At 44.7% G+C, this 23,565-nt stretch carries 22 protein-coding genes and 2 riboswitches; of the genes, 10 read left to right on the top strand and 12 right to left on the bottom strand.

The annotated features are described in order from the left end of the window. Window positions 1–8: 8 nt before the first annotated feature. Window positions 9–428 carry a GtrA family protein gene (locus tag E2491_RS05895; RefSeq protein ID WP_134373914.1) on the top strand — a complete coding sequence of 140 codons (420 nt, stop codon included), beginning with the start codon at window positions 9–11 and terminating at the stop codon, window positions 426–428. 117 nt (window positions 429–545) lie between these two features. On the opposite strand, the gene E2491_RS05890 is transcribed toward E2491_RS05895, so the two are convergent. The 5 genes from E2491_RS05890 to E2491_RS05870 form a co-directional block, all read right to left on the bottom strand. Beyond that, entirely contained in the window at window positions 546–1,691 is a 1,146-nt protein-coding gene (locus E2491_RS05890) for a CAP domain-containing protein (protein WP_134373912.1), read from the bottom strand. A gap of 440 nt (window positions 1,692–2,131) precedes the next feature. Continuing rightward, window positions 2,132–2,674, bottom strand: a complete 543-nt coding sequence (locus tag E2491_RS05885) for a 1,2-dihydroxy-3-keto-5-methylthiopentene dioxygenase (RefSeq protein ID WP_134373910.1) — start codon at window positions 2,672–2,674, stop codon at window positions 2,132–2,134. Beyond that, complete coding sequence (locus E2491_RS05880) at window positions 2,634–3,299, bottom strand: methylthioribulose 1-phosphate dehydratase (protein WP_134373908.1); 666 nt, start codon at window positions 3,297–3,299, stop codon at window positions 2,634–2,636. Before E2491_RS05880 ends, E2491_RS05885 begins: the two co-directional genes overlap by 41 nt. Further along, on the bottom strand, window positions 3,296–3,961 hold the full coding sequence (locus E2491_RS05875; protein WP_134373906.1) for a 2-hydroxy-3-keto-5-methylthiopentenyl-1-phosphate phosphatase: 666 nt from the start codon (window positions 3,959–3,961) through the stop codon (window positions 3,296–3,298). Before E2491_RS05875 ends, E2491_RS05880 begins: the two co-directional genes overlap by 4 nt. A 4-nt stretch (window positions 3,962–3,965) precedes the next feature. After that, window positions 3,966–5,183, bottom strand: a complete 1,218-nt coding sequence (locus E2491_RS05870) for a 2,3-diketo-5-methylthiopentyl-1-phosphate enolase (RefSeq protein WP_134373904.1) — start codon at window positions 5,181–5,183, stop codon at window positions 3,966–3,968. 408 nt (window positions 5,184–5,591) lie between these two features. Beyond that, a riboswitch (SAM riboswitch) is annotated at window positions 5,592–5,702 on the bottom strand. A gap of 182 nt (window positions 5,703–5,884) precedes the next feature. Beyond that, window positions 5,885–6,008: riboswitch (SAM riboswitch) on the top strand. Between the two features lie 84 nt (window positions 6,009–6,092). Between E2491_RS05870 and E2491_RS05865 the strand changes: the two genes are divergently transcribed. The 6 genes from E2491_RS05865 (at window position 6,093) to E2491_RS05840 (ending at window position 12,771) form a co-directional block, all read left to right on the top strand. Beyond that, on the top strand, window positions 6,093–6,755 hold the full coding sequence (locus E2491_RS05865) for a sulfite oxidase-like oxidoreductase (RefSeq protein ID WP_134373902.1): 663 nt from the start codon (window positions 6,093–6,095) through the stop codon (window positions 6,753–6,755). 16 nt (window positions 6,756–6,771) lie between these two features. Beyond that, entirely contained in the window at window positions 6,772–7,989 is a 1,218-nt protein-coding gene (mtnK, locus tag E2491_RS05860; RefSeq protein WP_134373900.1) for an S-methyl-5-thioribose kinase, read from the top strand. Further along, complete coding sequence (gene mtnA, locus E2491_RS05855) at window positions 7,986–9,029, top strand: S-methyl-5-thioribose-1-phosphate isomerase (protein ID WP_134373898.1); 1,044 nt, start codon at window positions 7,986–7,988, stop codon at window positions 9,027–9,029. Before mtnK ends, mtnA begins: the two co-directional genes overlap by 4 nt. A gap of 82 nt (window positions 9,030–9,111) precedes the next feature. Next, entirely contained in the window at window positions 9,112–10,254 is a 1,143-nt protein-coding gene (locus E2491_RS05850; RefSeq protein ID WP_134373896.1) for a sugar ABC transporter substrate-binding protein, read from the top strand. Further along, window positions 10,251–11,792, top strand: a complete 1,542-nt coding sequence (locus tag E2491_RS05845) for a sugar ABC transporter ATP-binding protein (RefSeq protein WP_134373894.1) — start codon at window positions 10,251–10,253, stop codon at window positions 11,790–11,792. Before E2491_RS05850 ends, E2491_RS05845 begins: the two co-directional genes overlap by 4 nt. Further along, window positions 11,743–12,771 carry an ABC transporter permease gene (locus E2491_RS05840; RefSeq protein ID WP_134373892.1) on the top strand — a complete coding sequence of 343 codons (1,029 nt, stop codon included), beginning with the start codon at window positions 11,743–11,745 and terminating at the stop codon, window positions 12,769–12,771. The genes E2491_RS05845 and E2491_RS05840 overlap by 50 nt, the downstream gene beginning before the upstream one ends. 34 nt (window positions 12,772–12,805) lie before the next feature. Here E2491_RS05840 and E2491_RS05835 read toward each other — a convergent pair whose 3' ends face one another. The 7 genes from E2491_RS05835 to E2491_RS05805 form a co-directional block, all read right to left on the bottom strand. Beyond that, complete coding sequence (locus E2491_RS05835) at window positions 12,806–13,522, bottom strand: hypothetical protein (RefSeq protein ID WP_134373890.1); 717 nt, start codon at window positions 13,520–13,522, stop codon at window positions 12,806–12,808. After that, window positions 13,515–14,414 (bottom strand): ABC transporter ATP-binding protein, encoded by a 900-nt coding sequence (locus E2491_RS05830; RefSeq protein WP_244093895.1) that lies wholly within the window; start codon window positions 14,412–14,414, stop codon window positions 13,515–13,517. The genes E2491_RS05835 and E2491_RS05830 overlap by 8 nt, the downstream gene beginning before the upstream one ends. Continuing rightward, window positions 14,377–14,751, bottom strand: a complete 375-nt coding sequence (locus E2491_RS05825) for a GntR family transcriptional regulator (RefSeq protein WP_134373888.1) — start codon at window positions 14,749–14,751, stop codon at window positions 14,377–14,379. Before E2491_RS05825 ends, E2491_RS05830 begins: the two co-directional genes overlap by 38 nt. 132 nt (window positions 14,752–14,883) lie before the next feature. Continuing rightward, window positions 14,884–16,746, bottom strand: a complete 1,863-nt coding sequence (locus tag E2491_RS05820; RefSeq protein WP_134373886.1) for a mechanosensitive ion channel — start codon at window positions 16,744–16,746, stop codon at window positions 14,884–14,886. A 285-nt stretch (window positions 16,747–17,031) separates the two neighbouring features. Further along, window positions 17,032–17,712, bottom strand: a complete 681-nt coding sequence (locus E2491_RS05815) for a pseudouridine synthase (RefSeq protein WP_134373884.1) — start codon at window positions 17,710–17,712, stop codon at window positions 17,032–17,034. A 13-nt stretch (window positions 17,713–17,725) separates the two neighbouring features. Then, window positions 17,726–18,529 carry a Cof-type HAD-IIB family hydrolase gene (locus E2491_RS05810; RefSeq protein ID WP_134373882.1) on the bottom strand — a complete coding sequence of 268 codons (804 nt, stop codon included), beginning with the start codon at window positions 18,527–18,529 and terminating at the stop codon, window positions 17,726–17,728. Window positions 18,530–18,643: 114 nt separating this feature from the next. Further along, window positions 18,644–20,815, bottom strand: coding sequence for a beta-propeller domain-containing protein (locus E2491_RS05805; RefSeq protein WP_134373880.1), 2,172 nt, complete (start codon window positions 20,813–20,815; stop codon window positions 18,644–18,646). Window positions 20,816–20,936: 121 nt separating this feature from the next. On the opposite strand from E2491_RS05805, the gene E2491_RS05800 reads away from it, so the two are divergent. From E2491_RS05800 to E2491_RS05790, 3 genes are all read left to right on the top strand, one after another. Then, window positions 20,937–21,683 carry a sugar phosphate isomerase/epimerase family protein gene (locus tag E2491_RS05800; protein WP_134373878.1) on the top strand — a complete coding sequence of 249 codons (747 nt, stop codon included), beginning with the start codon at window positions 20,937–20,939 and terminating at the stop codon, window positions 21,681–21,683. A gap of 138 nt (window positions 21,684–21,821) precedes the next feature. Then, window positions 21,822–22,214 (top strand): MerR family transcriptional regulator, encoded by a 393-nt coding sequence (locus E2491_RS17715; protein ID WP_134373876.1) that lies wholly within the window; start codon window positions 21,822–21,824, stop codon window positions 22,212–22,214. Between the two features lie 39 nt (window positions 22,215–22,253). Further along, window positions 22,254–23,558: a hemolysin family protein gene (locus tag E2491_RS05790; protein WP_134373874.1), complete on the top strand. Its 1,305-nt coding sequence runs from the start codon at window positions 22,254–22,256 to the stop codon at window positions 23,556–23,558. Window positions 23,559–23,565: the final 7 nt, after the last annotated feature.

Below are 23,565 nucleotides of genomic sequence, written 5' to 3'. Positions count from 1 at the left end.
TGTGATCAATGAAGAACAACCAGGGAATGACCCAATTTTATAAATACAGTCTGATTGGACTCAGTTGTGCATTAATTGATATTGGCGTATTAAACACCTTGCTTTTTGCCTTCCCGACGCAGGATGCGGGTTGGCTGACCACGTTCAATACAGTAGCTTATACAGCGGCGATTTTGAACAGTTATGTGTGGAATTCGCGCTATACATTTAATGTGCAAAAAAATAAGAAGCAGTTCGTGGGGTTTATTTTGCAGGCAACGGCCAGTCTTTTTATAGCGAATGGCGTTTTTATCGGAGGCATCTGGATCATGGATGCACTCGCGATTTTGCCGGACTGGGCGGAAACGAACACAGCAAAAGGGCTTTCGATGCTGCTGTCTTCTTTGTCGAGTTTTTTCTTCATGAAGTGGTTTGTGTTCAGACGATAAAAAGCGGAGCAATTTGCTCCGCTTTTTGTATGGGTATGATTAGTGAAGCCGTGCCGGTGATATCCTTCCACGGCTTCACTATGAGCCTGGGTTTCCCTGATGGTCAGGTAGTGTTTTTTAAAAAGTATCAAAAAACAGCTCGGTGAAAAATGGCTGGTTGTCTTCGTTAAAGTCAACGCCAATGCCGAGATAACCGTAATCAGACTTCAGGATATTCTCACGGTGTCCAAGGGAATTCATCAGTCCTTCATGGGCGAATACGCTGCTGTACTGTCCGTAAGCGAGGTTTTCGCCAGCTATGGCATACTCAATCCCATCCTCATCCATCCGGTCAAAAGGAGACTGACCCTCCAGATTATCATGGGAAAAGAAATTATTTACGGCCATATCCGTACTGTGTTTTTTTGCAGTACCGCTGATTGCTTCATCCCATTCCAGTACTGACTCTCCGTGAACAACGCGCGCGGCATTTGTCAGGTCGAACAGCTGATATTTAAAGCCTTCTTCCAAATCAGCAGAAGGCTCAGCATAAAGCGTTTCGCGCTGATCCTCAAGACGGTCGTTGATAATTTGAATAGCGGTCACAGTCTGTTCTTCATGTAAATCATAAAATACTGTTATATAGGCTCCGTTGAAGGCGAACATATCATATTCTCCGTCCGTTTGAAGCTGGTAGCGGACCATTCCCTTTTGCAAATAAGTTAATGGTTCGCCAAGCTCAGCACGGACCTCCTCACGTGTACTTCCCATCTGTAAAGGCAGGGAAGAAGAGATTAGATCCTGATTTGTAAATAATCCATTCACTTCTCCATTTTCATTATAAGAAGCCATGAAGAAGTTTTGATAATTTTCGTGGTAAGTATGCCATTCCACACCAAATTCATTCATTGACATCCGGTCAGCCTGTCCTGCTTTCTCCACTACTGAGCTCTCAGAATCACCAAGCTGAACATTATGAACAGAAAAAATTTCGCTCGTGGGCACCTCTAAATCCGGCCGTGCTACAGCAGCCGTTTCATTTTCAGTCGATATTTCAGGCGCATTCTGTACAATCTCATTTACTTCTACAATAAATGAAGTAACCGATTCGAGCATTGAATTCCATGAATTCTCTATGGTACTGCCATTTACAGCAGAAACAACACTGCCTGAAATCTTATCCATAAACGACAGGTTTACCGATTCCGGTACAGCTTCTTCCCAGAACGGCTTTGTGAGAAATAGGCCAAGGACGATGACAATCAACAGCAGTAATTTTCTCAAGGCACTTCCCCCTAACTCTCATTATTTTAACGCATGACAAGGGGATCGAGAAAGGAAAACGGTGATCAAAAGGTGTCCGTTCGTTAAAGCGATATGACTTATAATACCCATAAACCGCCTTCGGACAAACCCGCAGTACCATATTGACCATCAAAAAACCGCACCCGGGAAGGATGCGGTGATCTGTTGACAGTTCTTTTAATGCTATATACAAATTGTAAGATAAGATCGACAGCTTTCAAGTGACTATTAACAAATACAAAATACAGGCTGCTTAAACAGTCTATCGACATGATAAACATGCTAAAAGTGCCAGGTCATTCCGAAGACTCCTGCGGCAGTGAAGCGACAGGTGAAACCGATGTGCGGAGCACAACGGGTTCACCGCGCGGCCGCGGAAAGCGAAGGAATGAACTGGCACGGTTTAAAGAATCATCTATTTATTTCGCTTCTTCAAACGCCGGATCGTGAAACGGGTGGGCTACCCAGCCTTCTTTTTCAATAAAAAGACGTACAGCAACAACCTCGCGCTCATCTGTCAAAGTAAAGAAGTGTGGTGTGTTAACCGGAACTGAGATCACATCTCCCGGCGTCAGGTTCACATCAAAGTAACCTTTCTCCTCACTCTTAATAATGAAGATTCCGGATCCGGCAGTGATGGCACGTACTTCGTCTTCTGTATGAGTATGAACCTGTTCAAACTTCTTAAGCAGGTCATCAAGGCCCGGTGTCTGTTCATTTAGTGCAATGACGTCCCAGTTATGATAGCCGCGACGCTCAGCAAGAGAACGGATTTCTTCATCAAATACTGATAGCACGGTTTCTTTATCTTCGTCATTTAATCCTGTTTCGTTTTGCAGTGCAGAAGGGAGTTTTGATGGATCCCATTTTTCATAAAGAACGCCCTGTTCAGCTAAAAATGCGTGTACCTGCTCTTCACCTTTAATAACTTCCTGAGTATCTCTGATTGTGATTGTTGCCATGTGATATTCCTCCTTGAGTGTGTAGTCGTAAGGCTAAATGTGTCTCAAATAGAAATTCGAACGCTTCCAGATGTTTTTTGGCTTCAAAGGCATTACGCCCCCAGGCTGTAATGCCGTGGTTGCGAATCAGCACGCCATAGATGCCATCCTCAATCCTGCCAGCAAGCTGCTCAGCCAGATCAGGAATATGGGCCGGGTTTTCAATAATCGGGACGCGAAGTATTTCCTCTTCATCCCAAAGATTAAAAGCTTTAATCAGCTCCTGCCCCTGAAAGGTGATTTCACCCTGCGCGGCATAAAGCTCGGAAATGACATTGTTGCTGACAGTATGAACGTGAAGCGAGCAGCCGGCATCTGTGAGCTCATATACTTTCTGGTGCAGCAGCGTTTCAGCGGACGGCTTTAAATGAGTATCATGAACCGGACGACTATTTGAATCTACTAACAGAAAATCTTCGTCAGTCCTTTTGTATTTATCTTTCCCACTTGCTGTAACAAGAAACTGAAGAGGGGAATCTGAGACTTTAATAGATAAATTACCGCTCGTCCCGGGAAACCAGCCGCGCGCGCCAAGCGTATCCTTTACATCCGCCAGTTCATTCCAGCGTGTCGTCACATCACTCATCGCTGCACCACCTCCTGTTGCTGTTCGAGATACTGAATGATCTCATTAAAATCTTCAAACCTTTGATAGGGAAGGTTTAATTCCCGGCATTTTTCTTCCAGATAATCACCGCAGACAAAGACAAGATCCGCCAATTTAGCGGCTTCAAGGTCCGTGACAGAATCGCCAATCACGATTTTCTGTACATCATCCCCGGCGAGCCTGCGAATGATACTTGGTTTACAGCAGCCGCAATCGTTGGAGCATTGGCTGTCACATGTGTGGGGCCAGGTAATCCGGATCGTGTTGTCTGAAAAGTCACTGCCGTTACAATACAGCTGGTTATCAAGGTGATACGGAGCAAGCATCGGTTTCACAAAGAAATCAATGCCTCCGCTTACAATCTTTAAAGGGACATCTTCTTTTCTTGTATAGGCGACAAATTCCCCGAAGCCATCACGAATTTCAGCTGTTTCGACAACGTATTGAATAATGTCCTGTTTCAGTGATGAGGGGAGCATGGCAAACATATTTCCCACCCCTTCCCGGATCGTTATTTCCCGGGAAAGAATTTGGTCTTTAATCGGTTCCCAGCCAGGGGGATTAAAGTGACGCATGATGGAAATAATGTTGTCTGATTTTGTAATCGTCCCATCAAAGTCACAAAAGATCATTTTGGTCATGCATTTACCCCCAAAGTGCCAGTGCTTTTTCAAGCTCCGGAGATTTAGAGGCAGCTGTTTGAAGGCTGCCGCCTGCAATGACTTCATCAATCGCATCACGGAAGGCTTTTGCTCCGGCAGCTGCTCCGTCCGGATGACCGTGAATACCGCCGCCTGCATTGATAATTGAATCTGTGCCAAAGTCCTGAATCAGCTGTGGGACAAGCCCAGGGTGAATACCTGCTGATGGCACAGGGAATGCCCGATTCAGCCTGCTGTCGGTGCGAAGTGCATCTCTGATCGCGAGTGTCTCACTTTTCTCCATAGCCACACTGCCGTATGGAGAAGGGAACAGGACAAAATCAGCTCCGGCAAGTCTCAACAGCTTACCTAACAGTACTTGATTGGAAATACCGTAAAGTGGTGAAGCAGTCAATGCACCGGACACAGCAGGGTGCGCCATGATCGGCACATGAATGTCCGGGTCTTCAGCGAGACTCTGCAGGGTGTCAAGACCGTAAGCAAAAACGTTAAATAGTAACGCGTTCGCTCCAAGTTCAACCGCACGCTTCGCTTTGTCTTTTAAATCAAACGTTCTTCCGGAAAGATTGACTGCATACAGTGTACGGTGGCCGGTACGCTCATATTCCTCATTCAGTACCTGAACGCCAAGTTCCACCCGTTTTTCAAATGGTGTGAGTGGGTTGTCAAACAGAATTTCATCATCTTTTACAAGGTCAACACCGCCGGCAGCCTGTGCGCGGAGTTGTTCAGTAAAAAGATCAGTGCCGCGTCCAATCATCCCCTTGAAAATGCTCATCAAAAGCGGACGGTCGTGAACATTCAGTGTTTGTCTGATGGTATCAATGCCAAACTGCGGTCCCGGAAACTGCTGTTCCAGTGAAGGATCCAGCTCGATATCAATCAGCTTTACTTCGCCGTCCAGGGACAGCTTTCCGAAAATCGTTGTTAAAATTGCCGGAATATCCGGGCTGAAGTTTGCAGCCGGATACGCAATTTTGATCAGGCCTGCTTTTCGTTGTCCTAAATGAGAAGCTGATTCCAGTGCGGGAACTTCCTGAACAGAAAGCACCTCACCTTTATGTTTTTTTAACTGCTCCTGATCCACAGCCGGAAGGTCGGTCCATGATCCAACCGTTAAGCCGAGTGCAATCGACTCTGCCTTTTTTTCTAAGTTGCCTTTCGCATCGTGTACAAGGTATGTAGCCGTAATCTGAGACATGATAAGCATCCTTTCAGTGATAAAATCGGTTTTTTGTGAACGGGAGGGCGGGCTGAACGATACAATGATGAGTTGGAACGATACAAATATGATCCGAATCAGTACAAAAACGGTGAGGAACATTATAAAAATGAAGGTGTGAAGTCGTATCAGTACAAAAAAATGTTCATTCGATTGAAATAAACAGTGAAACAGTACAATAAAAAGCTGATTCGATACAATAACTCACTCAAACAGTACAAATCCCTTCGGCCTTTTCCACCCACCTGACTAAGCAGGACCCAGCTGACTTCGTTCACCCACCTGTTTAAAACAAATCCATATACGCGTTCATTCACCCATCACATTTAGAGAGAACAAAAAATCCGCTCCAAAAGAGGAAGCGGACATTTACAGTAAACGTTCTTCCTCTTATCCTTCAGCCATTGCTGTGAGAATTAGCACCTTGAATCAGCGGTTAAGCTGAAACAGGTTGCCGGGTTTCATCGGGCTCGTCCCTCCACCTGCTCTTTATAAGAGTACATACGTATTCAGTTGGAATTAAATTCATGTTTCGAATTATCGCAAAAAAAATTCTGCAGGTCAATAACTTTTCAGAAAAAATTTTTTATTTAAAAAATGCGTTGACAAAATGGAATCCTATTCCGTAAACTTGCAATTATGAATTTCAAATGAACCAGAAAACACCAACTGAATACCTTCTCTTATCGAGAGTTGGCTGAGGGAATTGGCCCTGTGAAGCCCGGCAACCGGCCCTGTTTACCATTTTGGTAACAGGGACACGGTGCTACATCCAACAGACATTTTTTGTCTGAGAGATAAGAGGTCGAATCCGATTTATTCTGCCTCTTTCTATCATGGAAAGAGGCTTTTTTTATTTCATACATTCACCAGGAAAGGAGCTGCCGGATGGGAAAAGCAGAGCGTTTGAAAAAAGCAAAGCCACCCGTACAAAAAGACACATATGGAGGCCGCCTTCCACCGGGACAGACCCTGACAGAAAAGTTTCCGATTCTTCATGAGGGAGAGGTGCCGGAGTACGATCTTGGGCAGTGGGATTTCCGTCTTTTCGGAAATGGCATAAACGGAAGGCGATTTACATATGACGAGTTAATGAAACTTCCCCAGACGACGATTGTCAGAGATATCCACTGTGTAACGAGATGGTCAAAGTTTGATAATACGTTTACAGGTGTGACTATACGTGATCTGTTGAAAGGGTTTGAAATACCGGAAAATGTGAAGCACGTGATGATTTATGGAGATTACGATTATGAAACGAATTTACCGATAGAGGATTTACTGAAGGAAGATATACTGCTTGCTCATTCCTATGATGGTAAACCTTTAACGCCGAAGCACGGTTATCCTTTCCGTCTGATTGTTCCGCATCTGTATTTCTGGAAGAGTGTGAAGTGGATCAGAGGCATTGAGTTTCTGACTGAGGACCGTCCCGGTTTCTGGGAGCGTAACGGTTTTCATAACTATGGAGATGTGTTTGAAGAAGAGCGATTTTCCGGAGAGGATTTAGATATTCCGGAGGATGAATGGCATAAAAAAGAATTTGATTAAAGGAGCGAATCGCACCATGACAGTACTGCAGGAAAAAACGTATCAGCCCTTTACAGAGGAATCAGTCCTCGTTTACTTAGAGCATAAAGGATTAATTAAAGATCGCAAGGAAGCTGACTGCAAAGAGGTCGGTGATGGCAATTTGAATTATGTGTTTATCGTCCGTGACAACACGACAGATCGATCCATTGTGGTGAAACAGGCGTTGCCATATGCAAAGGTTGTCGGAGAGAGCTGGCCGTTGTCACTGGACCGTGCGCGAATCGAGCGGCAGGCATTGCAGGAGGCTGCAAAGCATGTCCCTCATCTTGTGCCTGAAGTGTATGACTATGACGATATTTTTGCAATTACGGTCATGGAGGATCTGTCTGATTATGTGATTTTGCGCAAAGGCCTGATTGAAGGAAACCGTTATGTGAATCTTGCAGAGCACATTGGACGGTATCTTGCAGAAACACTTTTCCATTCTTCGGACGAGGCACTTGGGCCGGTTGAAAAGAAGAAGCTTGCGCGTCAATTTGTGAATCCGGATTTGTGTGATATTACAGAAAAGCTAGTATTCACGGATCCTTACTTCGATGCTGAATCGAATTCGTACCCTGATAATCTTCAGGAGTCAGTAAATGGGCTGTGGCAGGACAATGTTCTGCTTTTCGAAGTCGCAAAATTGAAAAAACAATTCCTGACGGAGGGTGAGGCATTGCTGCATGGTGACCTCCATACGGGAAGTGTGTTTGTCACAAGTGACCAAACGAAAGTCATTGATCCGGAATTCGCCTTTTTTGGACCTGCCGGGTTTGACGCCGGTGCATTTCTGGCCAATCTTACGCTGAACTTTATTGCCCAGCAGGAGCGTTCTTCAGAGGGAGATCGTCAGGAAATCAGTGCTTATCTGCTTGAGGCAATCGAACAAACGTGGGCAGTGTTTGAGCAGCGCTACCGTGAGCTGCTGAAAGAGCATGCAGTGGAAGAACGCTACAAGTCAGATGAATATGCTGATTTCATTGTGAAGAAAATCTGGCAGGATACGCTTGGCTTCGCAGGCTGTAAAACGATTCGCCGCATTATCGGACTTGCACATGTAGAGGACATTGACGGGATTGAGGATGAGCAGGAGAGACTTCGTGCTCAAAAACGTGCGATTGAAACAGGTCGTCACTTGATTTTCAACCGTCAGCAGTGGCAATCTCCATCAGACTGGACTGCTTACTTAAAGGAGCTGGTAGAGTCATGACAGTGAAGCAGGATTTTATTAAGCCGGTTATCTGGGAAGGAGAATCGATCAAGCTGTTAAATCAGCAGAAGCTTCCCGGGACTGTGGAATATATTTTTTTAACGGAAGTGGAAGATGTGTGGGACGCGATCGTTGAACTTAAAGTGCGCGGAGCTCCTGCTATTGGCATTACCGCGGCTTACGGTCTTGCGCTGTGGGCAAAAAACAGTGAACCAACCTCACCTGGTGAACTGCTTCAGGAATTGAAAAAAACAGCAGACTATCTCAACTCAGCACGTCCTACCGCAGTCAATCTGGCATGGGCGCTTCAACGGCTTGTCAAGGTTGCTGAGCAGCAGACTACCATTCCTTCCATCAAAGGAAAGCTGGAGCTTGAAGCGATTGCGATCCAGCGGGAGGACGAGGAAACGTGCCGCCTGATCGGGGAAAACGGCTATTCTCTTTTACCCGAGGGAGCAAATGTGTTAACCCACTGTAACACGGGTGCGATTGCGACATCGAAATACGGAACTGCTCTTGGCGCGTTTTACATTGCAAAGGAACGTGGCAATGAAATCCACGTCTATGCGACAGAAACGAGACCTGTTTTACAGGGAGCAAGACTGACTGCCTGGGAGCTTCAGCAGGCTGATATTGACGTCACGCTGATTACGGATAATATGGCTGCCCACGTGCTGAAAACGAAAAATATTGATGCGATCATTGTAGGCGCTGACCGGATTACCGCAAATGGAGATACGGCTAATAAAATTGGCACTTACGGTCTTGCACTTTTGGCAAAAGCCCACGACATTCCATTCTATATCGCAGCACCTTTATCTACGATTGATCTGAATACTGCAACTGGTGATGATATCGTGATTGAAGAGCGAAAAGCGGAAGAGATAACGCATCTTGGGGGTAAGCGCATTGCTCCGGAAGGCGTTAAGGTATTTAATCCCTCGTTTGACGTCACGCCAAACGAACTGATCACTGCCATCATTACCGAAAAAGGCGTGATCAGAGGAGATTATCAGCAGGAATTACAAAAATTATTTTAACAATAGCACGGGATGGGACTCTTTTTCAGGTCCTGTGCCGCCTGACACTTTAACCAATTAACCTTTTAAAGGAGAAAAGACCATGAAAAAAACAGCACTTTTACTCTTACTCATTTTCACGCTGGCGCTGGCAGCCTGCACCAACCAACAGCCTTCTTCACAAACAGAGGAAGAGCCGCCGGCAGATACAGAAGTGGCGGAAGCAGAAACAGAAAATACAGAGGAGCAGTCATCGCAGGGTGCAACGGCTGACATTCCGGAAGCTGTTGATCGACCACTTAAGATTGCGGCGATCATGGAATTCTCTACTGGAACGTTTGCATCTCAGTATGTAAGCGGACTTGAATCTCAAATCGACAAGTTCGGTGGCGAGGTTCAGGTTTACAACGCGAGTAATGATCTGTCTAAAATGGCCAACCACCTTCAGACAGCGATTAATCAGGGAGTCGATGGCATTCTGATTGATCATGGACGTGCTGAAGCACTGAATCCAGGCGTTCAGGAAGCGCTGGATAAAGGAATTCCGGTTGTCACGTTTGATAATGACATTTCGCTCGAAGGCGTAACCTCGATCAGTCAGGATGACTACAGTCTTGCGTGGGGCACGTTAAAGAAAATGGCACAGGATATTGATGGCGAAGGAAATATCGTCTACGTATGGGCAGGTGGATTCACGCCGATGGAAAGACGTAACGTGATTTATGAGGCGTTTTTAGAGCATTATCCAAATGTTAAGGAAATCGCGCGTTTTGGAAGTGTCAGCAATAATACAGCACTTGATTCACAAAGCCAGATGGAGGCCGTTTTAAAGAAGTATCCTGAAGAAGGTTCAATCGACGCTGTTTTTGCTCCATATGATGAATTCGCTAAAGGTGTTACGCGTGCAATTCAGCAGGCGGGACGCGATGAGATCAAGGTTTATGGCATTGATTTAAGTGATGAGGACCTTCAGATCATGCAGGCTGAAAACAGTCCGTGGGTGACCACAGCAGCAACGGATCCTGCTGAGGTAGCGGCCGTTCAGGTACGATTCCTTTATCAGAAAATCGCCGGAGAAGAAACACCATCCATCTATTCGCTTGATCCATCTGTCGTCAATGTAAGTGATCTGCCTGATGAGCCGGTGACGATGGCGAACGTTGGAGAATTTATTGAAGGATGGGGCTCACCGAATGTAGCGCGTTCCCCATGGATGGACGCACTGGAGGCGAAAAACGCACAATGAGTTATCTACAGGTTCAACAGCTGACGAAATCATTTGGTCCCGTCAATGTGTTAAAACAGGTGGACTTCTCCGTTGAGCCTGGAGAAGTTCATGCCCTTCTCGGTGTAAATGGCGCCGGGAAGAGCACGCTGGTGAAAATTTTGTCCGGTGATTATGAGAAGGACGGGGGAACGATTCTCGTAAACGGTGAGGATGTTCATTTTACAGCGCCTGCCGATTCACAGAGAAAAGGCATTGCGATTGTCGTTCAGGAGGTAGATACGGCACTGATTCAAAACCTGTCAGTCGCTGAGAATGTCACATTGGATATAACGGTAGAAGGCAAAAACCTGAAGCCAATCAGCTGGCGCAAAAGAAAGCAGCTGGCAGAAGAGCGTCTTGAAAAAGTGCAAACGCAAATCCCATTAAACAGACTTGTCGAGGACTGCAGTTTATCTGAAAAACAGATGATTTTGCTGGCGAGAGCGATTGCCTCCAATGCAAAGCTGATCATTTTCGATGAACCAACTGCTCCTCTAAGTGAAAACGAAACAGCTAAATTGTTTCACGTGATTAGTGAATTGAAGAAACAGGGCATTGCAATGATCTATATTTCTCACCGTATGAATGAAATTCATCAGATTGCTGACCGGATGACGATTATGCGTGACGGGAAAGTGGTAGCTGTTCATCAATCAGGTGCAGTATCCACTGAAGAAATTATTCAGACGATGCTTGGCAGACAGCTGCACAAAGCGGACTATCAGCAGCGCGGCTTCAGCAGTAAAATAGCGCTTGAGGTCAAAGGACTTGAGGTGCCGGAGACGAACAAGACCATCGATCTTTCAGTAAGATCAGGTGAAATTTTAGGCATCGCAGGACTGGTGGGAGCAGGAAAGTCAGAAACCGCGAACGCTCTGTTTGGTGCATCCGGTGCGAAAGGTGATTGGAGCGTGAAAGGAAAGAAGCAAACCATCAAAAATCCCCGCCATGCTGTAAAAGCCGGTATTTCCTTTATCCCTGAAGAGCGCCGCAAAAGTGGTATTTTAATTGACTTTTCTGTTCAGGAGAACCTGTCACTCCCGGCTCTAGAATCCTATACAAGGGCAGGATGGATCAGCCGTTCCAAAGAGAAAACGACTGCACTTGACCAGATCAAGGAGCTTGGCATCGTTGCTTCCTCCCCCAAAGCCCTTCTTAAGCATTTGAGCGGAGGGAATCAGCAAAAAGTCTCGATCGGGAAATGGCTGAATAGAGACAGTGACGTTTTTATTTTTGATGAGCCGACAAAGGGAATTGATGTCGGGGCAAAAAATGATGTGTTCCGCCTGATCACATCACTGGCAGATCAGGGAAAAGGCATCATTTATTTTACAAGTGAATTTGACGAGCTTCTGCAAATTGCTGACCGGATTCTCGTTATGGCAGATGGGGAAATCGTCGATGAAGTAACGAATCAGGAAGCGACTCAGGAGCGCCTGATGACCGCAGCAACAGGAGGGAATGCCGATGAAACAGCTCAATATCAGCGATTATCCGCAGCAGGACACCATCAGTAAAAAGGAGCGGATCGTCAACTTCTTTATGAAGTTCGGCACCATCCTTGCACTGGCGCTGATTATCCTTATTTTCAGCTTAACGAATGAACAGTTTTTAACGTATGGCAACATTACTGAGATTTTAAGGTCGATATCGATCGTGACGCTTGTTGCAATAGGGGTCACTTTTTCGATGATTGTAGGTGGATTTGATTTATCGGTAGGTTCAACAGTCAGTCTAGCAACAGTAGCGAGTGGTGCACTGCTCGTCTGGTACAGCCAGGAGCTGTTGGTAGTCCTCATTGTGCCCCTGATTTTAGGCGCATTAATTGGGCTGCTGAATGCTTTCATTACTGTAAAAATCAGAATTCCTGATTTAATCGGGACGCTTGCCGTCATGTATATCATTAACGGCGTCCATTTAACGTATACAAAGGGTTACTCCATTTACAGCAATATGCCGCTTCCGGATGGCAGCGGGACGGCACCGGGTATTTTTATTCCCGCTTTTCAGTTTATCGGGCAGGGTGAAATTTTTAATATCCCGTTTCCGGTTATTCTGATGGTGGTGATTGTGGCACTTGTTCATTTATTCCTGCAGTATACCCGTGCCGGCCGTCTGTTCTATATTACGGGAGGCAACAAGGAGGCAGCGCGACTTTCCGGTGTTCCTGTGAACCGTTACCGGACTTATGCCTACGTGATCAGTGGTGTGTTTGCTGCACTGGCCGGTATTGTGCTTGCTGCCCGTATCGGAACGGGGCAGGTTTCAGCAGGTGATCCGCTGCTCATGGACGGAGTGGCTGCTGCATTGATTGGTTATTCTGTGTTTGGCGCAGGGAAGCCGAATGTCATTGGTACGTTTATCGGGGCGATTATTATCGGTATTCTGTTAAACGGGTTGACGATGATGAATGTGCCGTATTATGCGCAGGATATAATTAAAGGTGGGATTCTTGTTGGTGCGCTGGCGCTGACTTATTTCAGGAAGAAAGATTAAAAAACCGTGCCGGGTCAGTATCCGGCACGGTTTTTTATCTGGCTGCCCCAGGATGGATTGACGCTTTCCATAATACGAGCATGCTCAGAATCAGAAAAGAGGCAGCCAGTATAGAAAGGCTGAGATAATTAAGTGTGATATGGATAGGCATCATACCAAGCTCCATATCCTTTACAAACCAATCAATTACTTCGGTGCGAAGAGATTCAATAAGAATAGTAATAAATAAGAGAGCTACAACACTCAGTCCGCCAACCAGGCCGAACCTGTGAAATACTGTGCTAAGAAAGAAGCTGGCTATCAGGGTGATAAAACTAAACAACATTAGTAAACCAAATTCAGCAAGCATCGTACTTTGAGTCCCGATCATATCGGATATATTGATCAGCTGAACATGTGACCACCCAATCCACTCCATTAAAGCAGAAAAAATCATGTTAATGATGATCCCTGTGCTGCTCATAATAAATGCTAAAACAGCTGCGAAAATAACTCCGGAGATCGCATATTCTAGACGTGTTACCCCTAACCTAATGGTGTAGGAGAATGTTTCTTTCAGTAAAATAAAACCTGAAATGCCACAGAATATAAGAATAGCAATGGTAGAGGAAATATAAACATTTCCTTCAGCCGCAGCAGATAAAACACTTATCGGGATGAGGCTTATCATGTAAATTGACCAGAATAGCAAAATCGAAAAACGCATATCAATCAAGAAAAAACGAATGAGCGCCATCATTTGTTTAAACATACAATTTTTCCTCCTTTTCCGTTAAATGAACCATCAATTCCTGAATAGAGCTTCGTTCTGTCAAAAGCCCCATTGCTTTTGCTTTATTAAGGTCAAGTCCCTCACCGTATAAGAGGGCAGTTTTCTGTCCCATGATTTCTGCAGCGTGAATAACCTGTCTGCCTTCAATGAAATCATCTACTTTTGCTCTAGGACCGCTGATCTGTAAGCTTTTAAGCTTTAACTCTTCTGCAGATTCATGCGTTAGAATTTTTCCTTCCTTCATTAGGATGATCTCTTCAAACAGGCTGCTCACTTCATCGATTAAATGAGTAGATATGATAAACGTTCTCGGATAGGATTCATACTCTTCCAGAAGCACATCATAGAACTTATAGCGTGCACTGGCATCCATTCCGATATAGGGCTCATCAAAGATCGTAATGGAAGTATGGCTCGAAAGACCAATCGTAATACTTAATGCAGACTCCATTCCTTTAGATAACCCTTTTGCACTCATACCCGGATCAAGATTAAATGTCTTCAATAGCCGTTCAGCTGTCTCCTGGGACCAATTCGGGTAGAAACGGCTGACCGTTTTTAATACTTCACGAATTTTCAGCTTTCGCTTGAAGTTATTTGCTTCGCTGATCAGACATATATGCTGAAGTGCTTTCCGGTTATTAAAAGGTTCCAGGCCGTTGATTAGAACACGGCCGTCTGATGGCTTGATATGTCCGGCTAAGATCTGAAGCATGGTTGTTTTTCCGGCACCGTTTCTTCCAAGTAAACCAACAATTTTGTTTGGTTCAATTGTCGTGCTGACGGACTTTAACGCCTGCTTGGATCCATATGACTTTGAGGTTTCCAACAGCTCAATTTTCATCACGATCACCCTTTCTGATCCAGTCATTTAGTTCATCCTCTGAAATGCCTAGACGTGCAGCTTCGGTTCTTAACGGAACAACATAATCATGATAGAAGCGTTCTTTCCGTTTAGACAAAATAATGTTTCGTGCGTTATCCCCTACAAACATTCCAATTCCTCTTTTCTTAAAAAGAATTTCCTGCTCCACCAGCTGATTAATGCCCTTGGCTGCTGTTGCCGGGTTGATCTGATAAAACTTTGCAAATTCGTTTGTGGATGGAACACGATCTCCGATGCTGTATGAACCCTCCAGGATGCCTGACTCAATCGTTTCGGCGATCTGTTGAAAAATAGGTATATCATCTCGTAATTTTTCGTCCATAATCTCGCCTGCCTCTTTGGTTAGTTACTTATGTAATTAACCATAAAACCATACGGCTGAAAAGTCAATACATTTGGAAAAAATTATTTTTGCACATGAAAAAAGACGCCCCAATAGGAGCGCCTTACTTCATTAACTTCTGCGATCGTCGTCAAAATCATCCGGGGCGAACGGGTTTTCATTCCGTTTGTCTTCTTCCGGGAAGTCATCTGCACTGTTTACGTCATCCCAGGCGGATGTATCGTTTGAGAGATCTTCGTTCGAATCATCCCAGGCAGAGGTATCATTTGAGAGATCTTCATTTACTTTTTCATCCTGTGACCAGTCATTGACGACAGGACGGTTGTCATGATCCGATGTGGATTTGTTTTCATAACGAGCGGATTCTTCACGTGTTTCACGTTTGATATCCTCCCGTGTCTGCTTTGCTTTTTCTGTATCAATTTCTGTGTTGGCTGCTTTTCGCTCAAGCTTATCGAGATAGCGTGATGCATTGTCACGCCCGCCAAGTCCAAAGGCAAGGCCGAATGCCAGCGCAACAGCTCCAAGAATCAGAATGAACGCAGAGTTAACGATTGTGTCTGCTACACCCAGCTGATCGAGCGCCATAAACAGTGCCAGTGCCATAATCGCATATTTGGCAACAGAGCTGAGCATGGAAAGCTCTGATCCGCTGAACAGACTGTCCAACACACGCTTGACGATGTTGCCTAAAATAATTCCGAGTCCGAGAATCACAATCGCTGTGATGACGCTTGGAAGGAAGGCAAGTACAGCTGTTCCAAGGTCTACAAGGAAGCTCAGGCCTACAACATTGAAAGCCTCTACAACAAACAGAATAACAATCACAATTTGAACAAGATATCCAACAATGTCAGCAGGGGTCATACTCGTTCCTGATGCTTTCCAGCCCCCTACACGAAGATGACTCGTGACGTTATTAAAGCTGAGTCTTGCCAGCAAATCTGACACAAAGCGGCGAGCCCATTTTCCGATCCACAAACCTACAAGGATCAGGATAATCGCGATAATAATGTTCGGAATCATCGCCATGGCATCATTCAGCATGTTAATCGCCGGTTCAGTAATACCGGCAATCTGGAGCTGATCCAGAGCTGAAACAGTTACAGGAATCATGATCAGAATAAAGACAACCGTTCCGATGATTGAAGAAATAGACGTATCCTTCAGGAAATTGCTTAATCCTAATCTGCTTCCTAATTTATCTGTACCAATTGCATGAAGAAAATTAGTGATAATATCGCGGACGATTTTAGCGACAATCCAGCCGATGACAAAGATCAGTGCAGCGGCAACGAGCCTTGGAATAAATGCCAGGAAGCTTTCCAGCATGCCGCTGAAAGGACCGGATACTGCTTCAATGCCAAGTGCACCGAGAATGCCAGGCAGGAACATTAATAGAACAATATAGAACACTATCGTGCCTGCGTTTTCGACATAGCTTTGAAGGTTGGATCTGTCTTTTACATATTTACTTTCCTGGACTTTACGGTTTTTAACAAGACGGGATCCAACTTTAACAACCAGAAACTTCAGTACAAGCGCAATCACATACGCTAAAAGAAGAATCAGCGCAGCAGTCAGGACATTTGGAATAAAGGCAAGGATTGTACTCATCATATCGACAAGTGGGGAAGCGATAATATTCAGGTTAAGTATATTAAAGAATAAGATAAAGACAAAGACCATCAGAATCCAGAATACAATCTTTCCGGCAATCTTTTCAGGCGGCCATTTGTTTTTCTGCTCACCTTCTTTTCCTTCACGTGATGCGGTGGTCACGCGGGAAGAGCTGCGTGGAGAGCCGTATTTGCGGATCACACCGGTTTTCTTCAGAAGCTTTTCGACTGCTGTTCCAATGGCTTTCGCGATAAAATAACCGATAATCAGAACAATGACAGCCAGTAAAAGGTTTCCAAGTGAATTTAAAAAAGCACTTGTATTAAATCCGCCATCGTAAAACAGGTTGTTCATTCTATCCCTCCTTGAAAGTGAGTAATCACCTTTTTAATTCCCTAGTGCTGACAAATAGAAACAAAAATTGATCGTTTTTTATAAATTTTGTTAGCAGCTTTAGAGGAGTAAGTCTTTTAGCATAATTCTATGAAAGACGCATGAAATTCTGCGAAACGGGGACAAAATCTCGCGAAACCGGCGTCGTATTATTCGAACCGCCATCAAAATTTTGCGAAACATTCCCAAGATCCTGCGAATAGCCATCTGCATATCACATAAAAAAACCGGCGCACCAGGCACCGGTTATTTCAATCCTTCAATCTCTGATTCAGTTAACGGGCGCCATTTTCCCAGGGGAAGGCTGCCAAGTTCAATATGTTCAATTCTGACACGTGTCAGCGTCACAACCTCATTCCCGCAAGCACGGCACATTCGCCGGATCTGACGGTTCAGACCCTGCATTAATATGATGCGAAAGCTGAAATCATCGATCTTCTGAACGGTTGCGGGTGAGGCGGCACGTCCTTTGATCAGGATGCCGCCGGCACGCATATTTTCAAGCATATCTTCTGTAATCGGCCTCTTAACCGTTACGACATATTCCTTCTGCTTCTGCTGTTCTTCCCTCATCAGTTGGTTAACGATTGCGCCATCATTGGTTAGCAGCAGGAGCCCGTCTGAATCCTTATCGAGCCTGCCTACAGGGAAAATCCTGGTCGGCCAGTTCAGGTAATCAGACAAATTTCCTTCAACAGAGGGCTGAGCTGTGCAAGTAATACCGCGCGGCTTGTGAAAAGCGAGATAGACAGGGTCAGCGGGAGAAGGCAGGGGCGTCCCGTCAACAAGAACAAGGTCGGATTCCCCTACAGTGCTCCTCTCATGACCGGTTTCGCCGTTAATTGTCACGCGCCCCGCTTTTAAAAGACGTGCAGTTTCTCTTCGTGAAAAAGCGCCACACTGACTTAAGTACGATTGAATATGCACAGCCTGACCCCCGTTACAGGATAAATTTTTCGACTACATGGGCTACACCGTGATTCATGTTGCTTTCCGTGACAAAATCGGCTGCCTCGCGAATATCCTCAGGTGCATTACCCATCGCAACACCAAGACCTGCGAACTTGATCATCTCAAGATCATTGTAGCTGTCACCGCAAGCAATGACTTCCTCACGTTTGATCCCCAGCTTTTCGATCAGCTGAGACAGGCTGGAGCCTTTTGTCACGCCGTCTTCTGTGAACTCAAGGAAATAAGGCTTTGAACGATAAACGGCAAGCTCACCCTCAAGTTCTTTTTTCAGTGTTTTTTCAACCTCAGCGAGAAAAGGACCTTCCTCAAGCATTAACACTTTTACAACCGGCTCCTGAACCGCTGCTTTGAAGTCTTCAACAATCTCAACAGGAAGCCCGGTGATATCGGCTTCGATCTGAGTATAAGGATTATCCTGTTCCGTCACGATGGCATCCCCAACGTACGTCTGAATCCCTACGTTTTCACGTTTGCTCAGGTCGTACAGACGGTGAACCGTTTCAGGTGAGAGTGTACTTTTAAACAAAAGCTCTTTTGTTTTGGCATTAAAAATATTTGCGCCGTTGAATGATAAAATATAGCTTCCGTAATCAGCCAGCTGCAGTTCGCGCGCTGTATCCCACATTGCATAAGTCGGGCGTCCGGACGCTAGCACTACCTTTACTCCCTGCTCTTGTGCCTGTAAAAGCGCATGTTTTGTGCGCTCGGAAATCGTATGATCATCCTGCAGTAATGTGTCATCCATGTCTAAAACAATCATTTTATATGTCATAATAAGTAGCTCCTTCTTGTCTATACAATCTCTATATTGTAAGGCAAAAGGGGGAGAGAGGACAAGAGAGAAGCCCGGATCTCAATGAAGATCCGGGCTTCTTTTATCCATGATTTATTCAGGCAGCGGATAATGATTAATGCCTTTCATGCTGATGGTGTAAAGGGTGTCATCAACATAAATCATTCGCTGAACCATTGATTCGTAATCGTCATACATCTGGTTCGGGTCTTTTTCCTGAATATATTCTTCAGCAAGCTCGATGCCATCTGTTGTAATCTTATACACCATGGCACCCTGACCGACGAATTCCATTTCGCTGTTCAGGTCTTTCTGGTTATACAGGCTGATTGGAAAACCGTACAGATTTCTTTCTTTATGCTGAAATAGCGCTTTGTGGTCGTGCATAATGGGTGAATACGTTCCGCGGCCACCGATAACTTCCACGTCTTTTTCGACCGGGTTCGAAAAGTCGGTGACATCAAAGAGTGAAATTTTCATCCCTTCTTGCAAAACGAGTGGTGGCTCACCTGGTTTAGTCGCCGCAAGTGACGTTTCATTGCCAAAGCCGATCAGATGATTTTCATCAAGCGGATGCAGATAGTTACTGAAACCTGGAATCTTCAGCTCACCGAGTACTTCAGGGTTGGCAGGATCGGCTGTATCAATAACAAACAGCGGGTCCGTCTCACGGAAGGTGACCATATACGCTTTATCACCCATAAACCGTGCAGAGTAAATTCTTTCACCGATTGCCAGATCTTCAACGGAGCCTGTAATGTTCATACCCTCATCTAAAATAAACAGGTTATTGGTTGAATCCCGATTCTCACCAAACGTGGAACCATCTGTCGTCACGATGCGGAAGTATCCGTCATGCTCATCCATTGAAAATTGATTTAAAATCGTTCCGCGAACCGTACCCTCTGCCACGAATTGAACATCGAGGCCGTTAATCGCAAATTTATAAATCTTCGTGTTGGCGTTAAAACGTCCGACAGGCATGATATCCATCGTGGAATCAGCGTCAGAAGTGGCTGCTGCGTTTTCAGGAATATCATATGAATAAGCCGCCATATACAGGTGACTTTGTGACATATAAAGTTCTCCGCTGCCGCCAAGGTAAGATTGAGTTTTAGCCGGTAATGTCAGATCCGCAACATTGACGGAAGTGATCGTGGAGTAATTTGTCTCCTCTGATTCAGGGAACACCTTAATTGATTCAGCCGCCGTCTTCTGGTACTCCTCTGATACAGCAGAATCCTTAAAGAATGGCAGTACTTCAACCTTCTCAGGCTCTTCCTGCATGAGCCACACATCAGGGTAATGACCGGTAATGAAATAGAGGTTGTCACCAATCATACGTGCGTTTACCATATGTCCCTGTGCGGCAACCTCCCTCTGAAGCTGAGGGTTCGCCGGATCGCTGACATCGTAAATATAGGCACTTGTAACCCCGGAATGCGCCGGGAGTCCATTCTTTGCGACTTCACTCCATGCATCTCCAAGAACAACTAACGTATTTTCATGTAAGAACAGCTGATTGCCGTAGAAATTTGCCTGCTCAAATGAAAGTGCCTGAATCCTTTCTGTCTCACCGGAATCTAGAATGCGGTGAATCAACAGATCCTGATTTTGATTCAAGTGATAAATGTAGGAGCCGTCTGTTTTGACAATATCTGCTTCGTTCACACCTTCCACCTGATTGTTGGTTTCAGAATGTCCACCGCTACCTTCACCGCCGCTCGAGGCCATATCGGAAGAGTTGCTTGTGCTCTCGGCAGCTGATTCTTCAACAGTCACATCTGACTCCATAACCACTCTTTGTTTTTCCATCGCAGCAGCAAAGTAATTCTTTACATCCTCTTCTGATTGAAAGGAAGGAAGATCATCGACAATTGTGAAGCTGAAGGAAGACTCTTTCATTTTCAATCCGAGAGAGGATTTCAGTTCGTCTGAGAAATGCATCGTGTATGTTTGCCCGACCATGTATCCTTTTTCAGGAGGAGCCACTCTCAACGATCGATTCTCATTGATCAGCGTCAGGGAGACCTCAATCTTGTTTCCTTCTGAATCTTCAATGAACACTGTATCTTCGTTAATCGACTCACTGTTCATCTTTTCGGTGAAATAAAATGTCCAAGTATGATCCGGGAACACCATTTTAGATGATGCACTTGTTGCCGTACCTGTCAGTTCAGGTCTTGAGGTAAGCAAAAAGGCGGTAATTCCCCCTCCTGCGATCAGCAACACCGCAGCAGCAAAGAGCCATTTTTTATTAACCATCGTTAAGATCCTCCTGTTGGAATGATTTGTTATAAATATGACGAACAAGTAACAGATAAAGTTACATAATTGATTTGAAAAGGTTTTCAGCGTACGCTTGTGGAAAAGGAGGCGGATTTTTATGACAAAAGTGGCGATTCAATTATGGTCGGTCAAAGAAGCGATGGAAGAAAACCTTGAAGAAACGTTAAAAAAGCTTAGCAAAGCAGGTTATGAAGGGGTGCAGCTTGCAGGTGACTATGGATTAACGAGCAACCGGTGGAATGAATTATTCCATGAAAATAACCTGAAGCCTGCGGGTATTCATGTTCCCGTGGAAAACTTTCAGGACCCTGAAAAATTTAAGAAGTGGATCACGTTCTCCAAGGAGATTGGAAACACAAAACTGATCATGCCTTATTTAGATGAGGACTGGCGCACTGCCGATAAATATGAGGATGCAGCCCGACTGCTAAACGAGACCTCGCAGGCAGCTGAAAAAGAAGGAATCTATATAGGTTACCATCATCATGACTTCGAGTTTGCGAAGCTTGAAGATGGACGTACCGGGTGGGAGATCCTTGAGAAGCATACAGCTGATCATCCTGTTTATTTCGAAATTGATGTGTATTGGACGGAGTATTCGGGTGTGAATACATATGATTTACTGGAACGCCTGCGCGGCAGGATATTCTCTATTCACCTGAAAGATCTGGAAAAAAGAGACGGTGAAACGCGGACTGCGGCGGTTGGTAAAGGCTCACTGCCTCTTCAATCGTATGCAGGTGCCGTGCAATTAGACTGGCTGGTCGTTGAGCAGGAGCATTTTGACGGAGAACCGGTTGAAGAAGTGCAGCCAAGTGCTGCGGTTGTGAAGGGCTGGTTATAATAGGTGTAAAGCTGCAGGGGTATATCTCCTGCAGTTTTTTAATGTTTACAAACAATTCGATTGTAAAGTAGCACGTTATACTGTATAGTTTTCTTAATTTGATAAAAGAGAGGAAGATGGTTCGATGGGAAGGAGCTAATACGAATCGGAACGGTTGCAAAGCGCAGTGGTCTTTCAACCCGGACGATTGATTACTATACACAGATGGGGCTCTTATCTTATTCGCGCTCTGAAGCAAACTACAGATTATATCCGGAGTCCGTTCTGGATAAAATTGAACACATACAGAAGCTGAAAGAGGCCAGAATGACTTTACATGAAATTAAAGAAATCATGGCTTGCAAAGAAGAGAAGACGACAGCTCCAACATTAAATGAAGTGAATGAAGAGCTTGAGCATTTGCAATCAAAACTGGCATCACTTCAGTCTGAGCTTGAGCATGCTTCTCCTGAAGAGAGACGCTATGCTGCACAGGAAATTCAGCTGAAAATGGTACCTGTCCTGCAGATGATCACGACTCTGTTAAGTTGAAAAATTTCGGAGGTGAATCCCCTATTTCAGGGGAACTTATTGGACATATTGTTATTAATTAATTTGACTTTGCTTGTTGTATTGATTTTAGCTACTGCCTTTTTCGTAGGATCGGAATTCGCAATCGTTAAGGTTAGGATGTCACGTGTAGATCAGCTACTGGCTGAAGGTAATAAAACGGCTGTTGTTGTGAAGAAAGTTGTATCAGATCTTGATTATTATCTTTCTGCATGTCAGCTGGGTATTACTGTTACGGCTTTAGGGCTTGGTTGGCTAGGTAAACCGACCGTCGAAATTCTTTTGTATCCTTTATTCGACACTCTTGGCGTCCCTGCGGCTGTATCTTCTGTTATTGCATTCGCGGTAGCATTCTCTGTTGTAACGTTTTTACACGTTGTCATTGGGGAACTGGCACCGAAAACACTCGCAATTCAGTTTGCTGAAAAGATGACTCTGTTACTTGCGAGACCTTTGTTCATATTTGGTAAGATTATGTTCCCGGCCATTTGGCTGTTAAATGGATCTGCACGAATTTTATTAAGAGCTTTTGGTGTTCGCCCGGCAAATCATGAACAGGCGCACTCTGAAGAAGAACTGAAAATTATTATGGCTCAGAGCTTTCAAAGCGGAGAAATTAATCAGGCTGAGCTTGCCTATATGGAAAATATCTTTTCATTTGATGAAAGGGTTGCAAAAGACATTATGGTCCCGAGGGTTCAGATGATCAATTTGGATTTATCAATGTCAAAGGCTGAAATTGTCGGATTAGTAGACGAATATCAGTTCACCAGATATCCTGTAACGTCTGATTACAATAAAGATGAAATACTAGGATTTATTAACGTGAAAGAAATGCTTCATAAAATGATCCGGGATGAAAAGAGTCAACTTACTGACTCTATGCAAACAGTGATCTTTGTCAGTGAGCAATCTTCATTGCAAGAGACAATGATGAAAATGAAGAGCGAACGGAAACATTTGGCAATCGTCATCGATGAATTTGGTGGGACGTCCGGATTAATAACACTTGAAGATATTCTTGAAGAGATTTTCGGTGAGATTCAGGATGAGTTTGATGAGGATGAGAGACCTGAGATTGAAGAGAAAAGCGAGCTGGTTTACGCGATAAACGGAAGAGTGCTGCTTGATGATCTGCAAGATCGCTTTGGTATTCAATTTAGTGAAGGCGATGAATTTGATACGATCGGTGGATGGATTCAGTATAAGCATCAGGATACTCAAATAGGGGAAGAAGTGTTGAGTGACCCTAAACATAAATGGACAGTTAAAGAAATGGACCAGCACCAAATAATGATGGTAGAGCTTGAAATCATAAATAAATAGAAATAAC

The sequence above is a fragment of the Jeotgalibacillus sp. R-1-5s-1 genome, assembly GCF_004405105.1.
Classification (GTDB): Bacteria; Bacillota; Bacilli; order Bacillales; family Jeotgalibacillaceae; genus Jeotgalibacillus.
The sequence above is the reverse complement of the archived record's forward strand: the minus strand, read 5'-3'. Positions and strand labels throughout refer to the sequence as shown.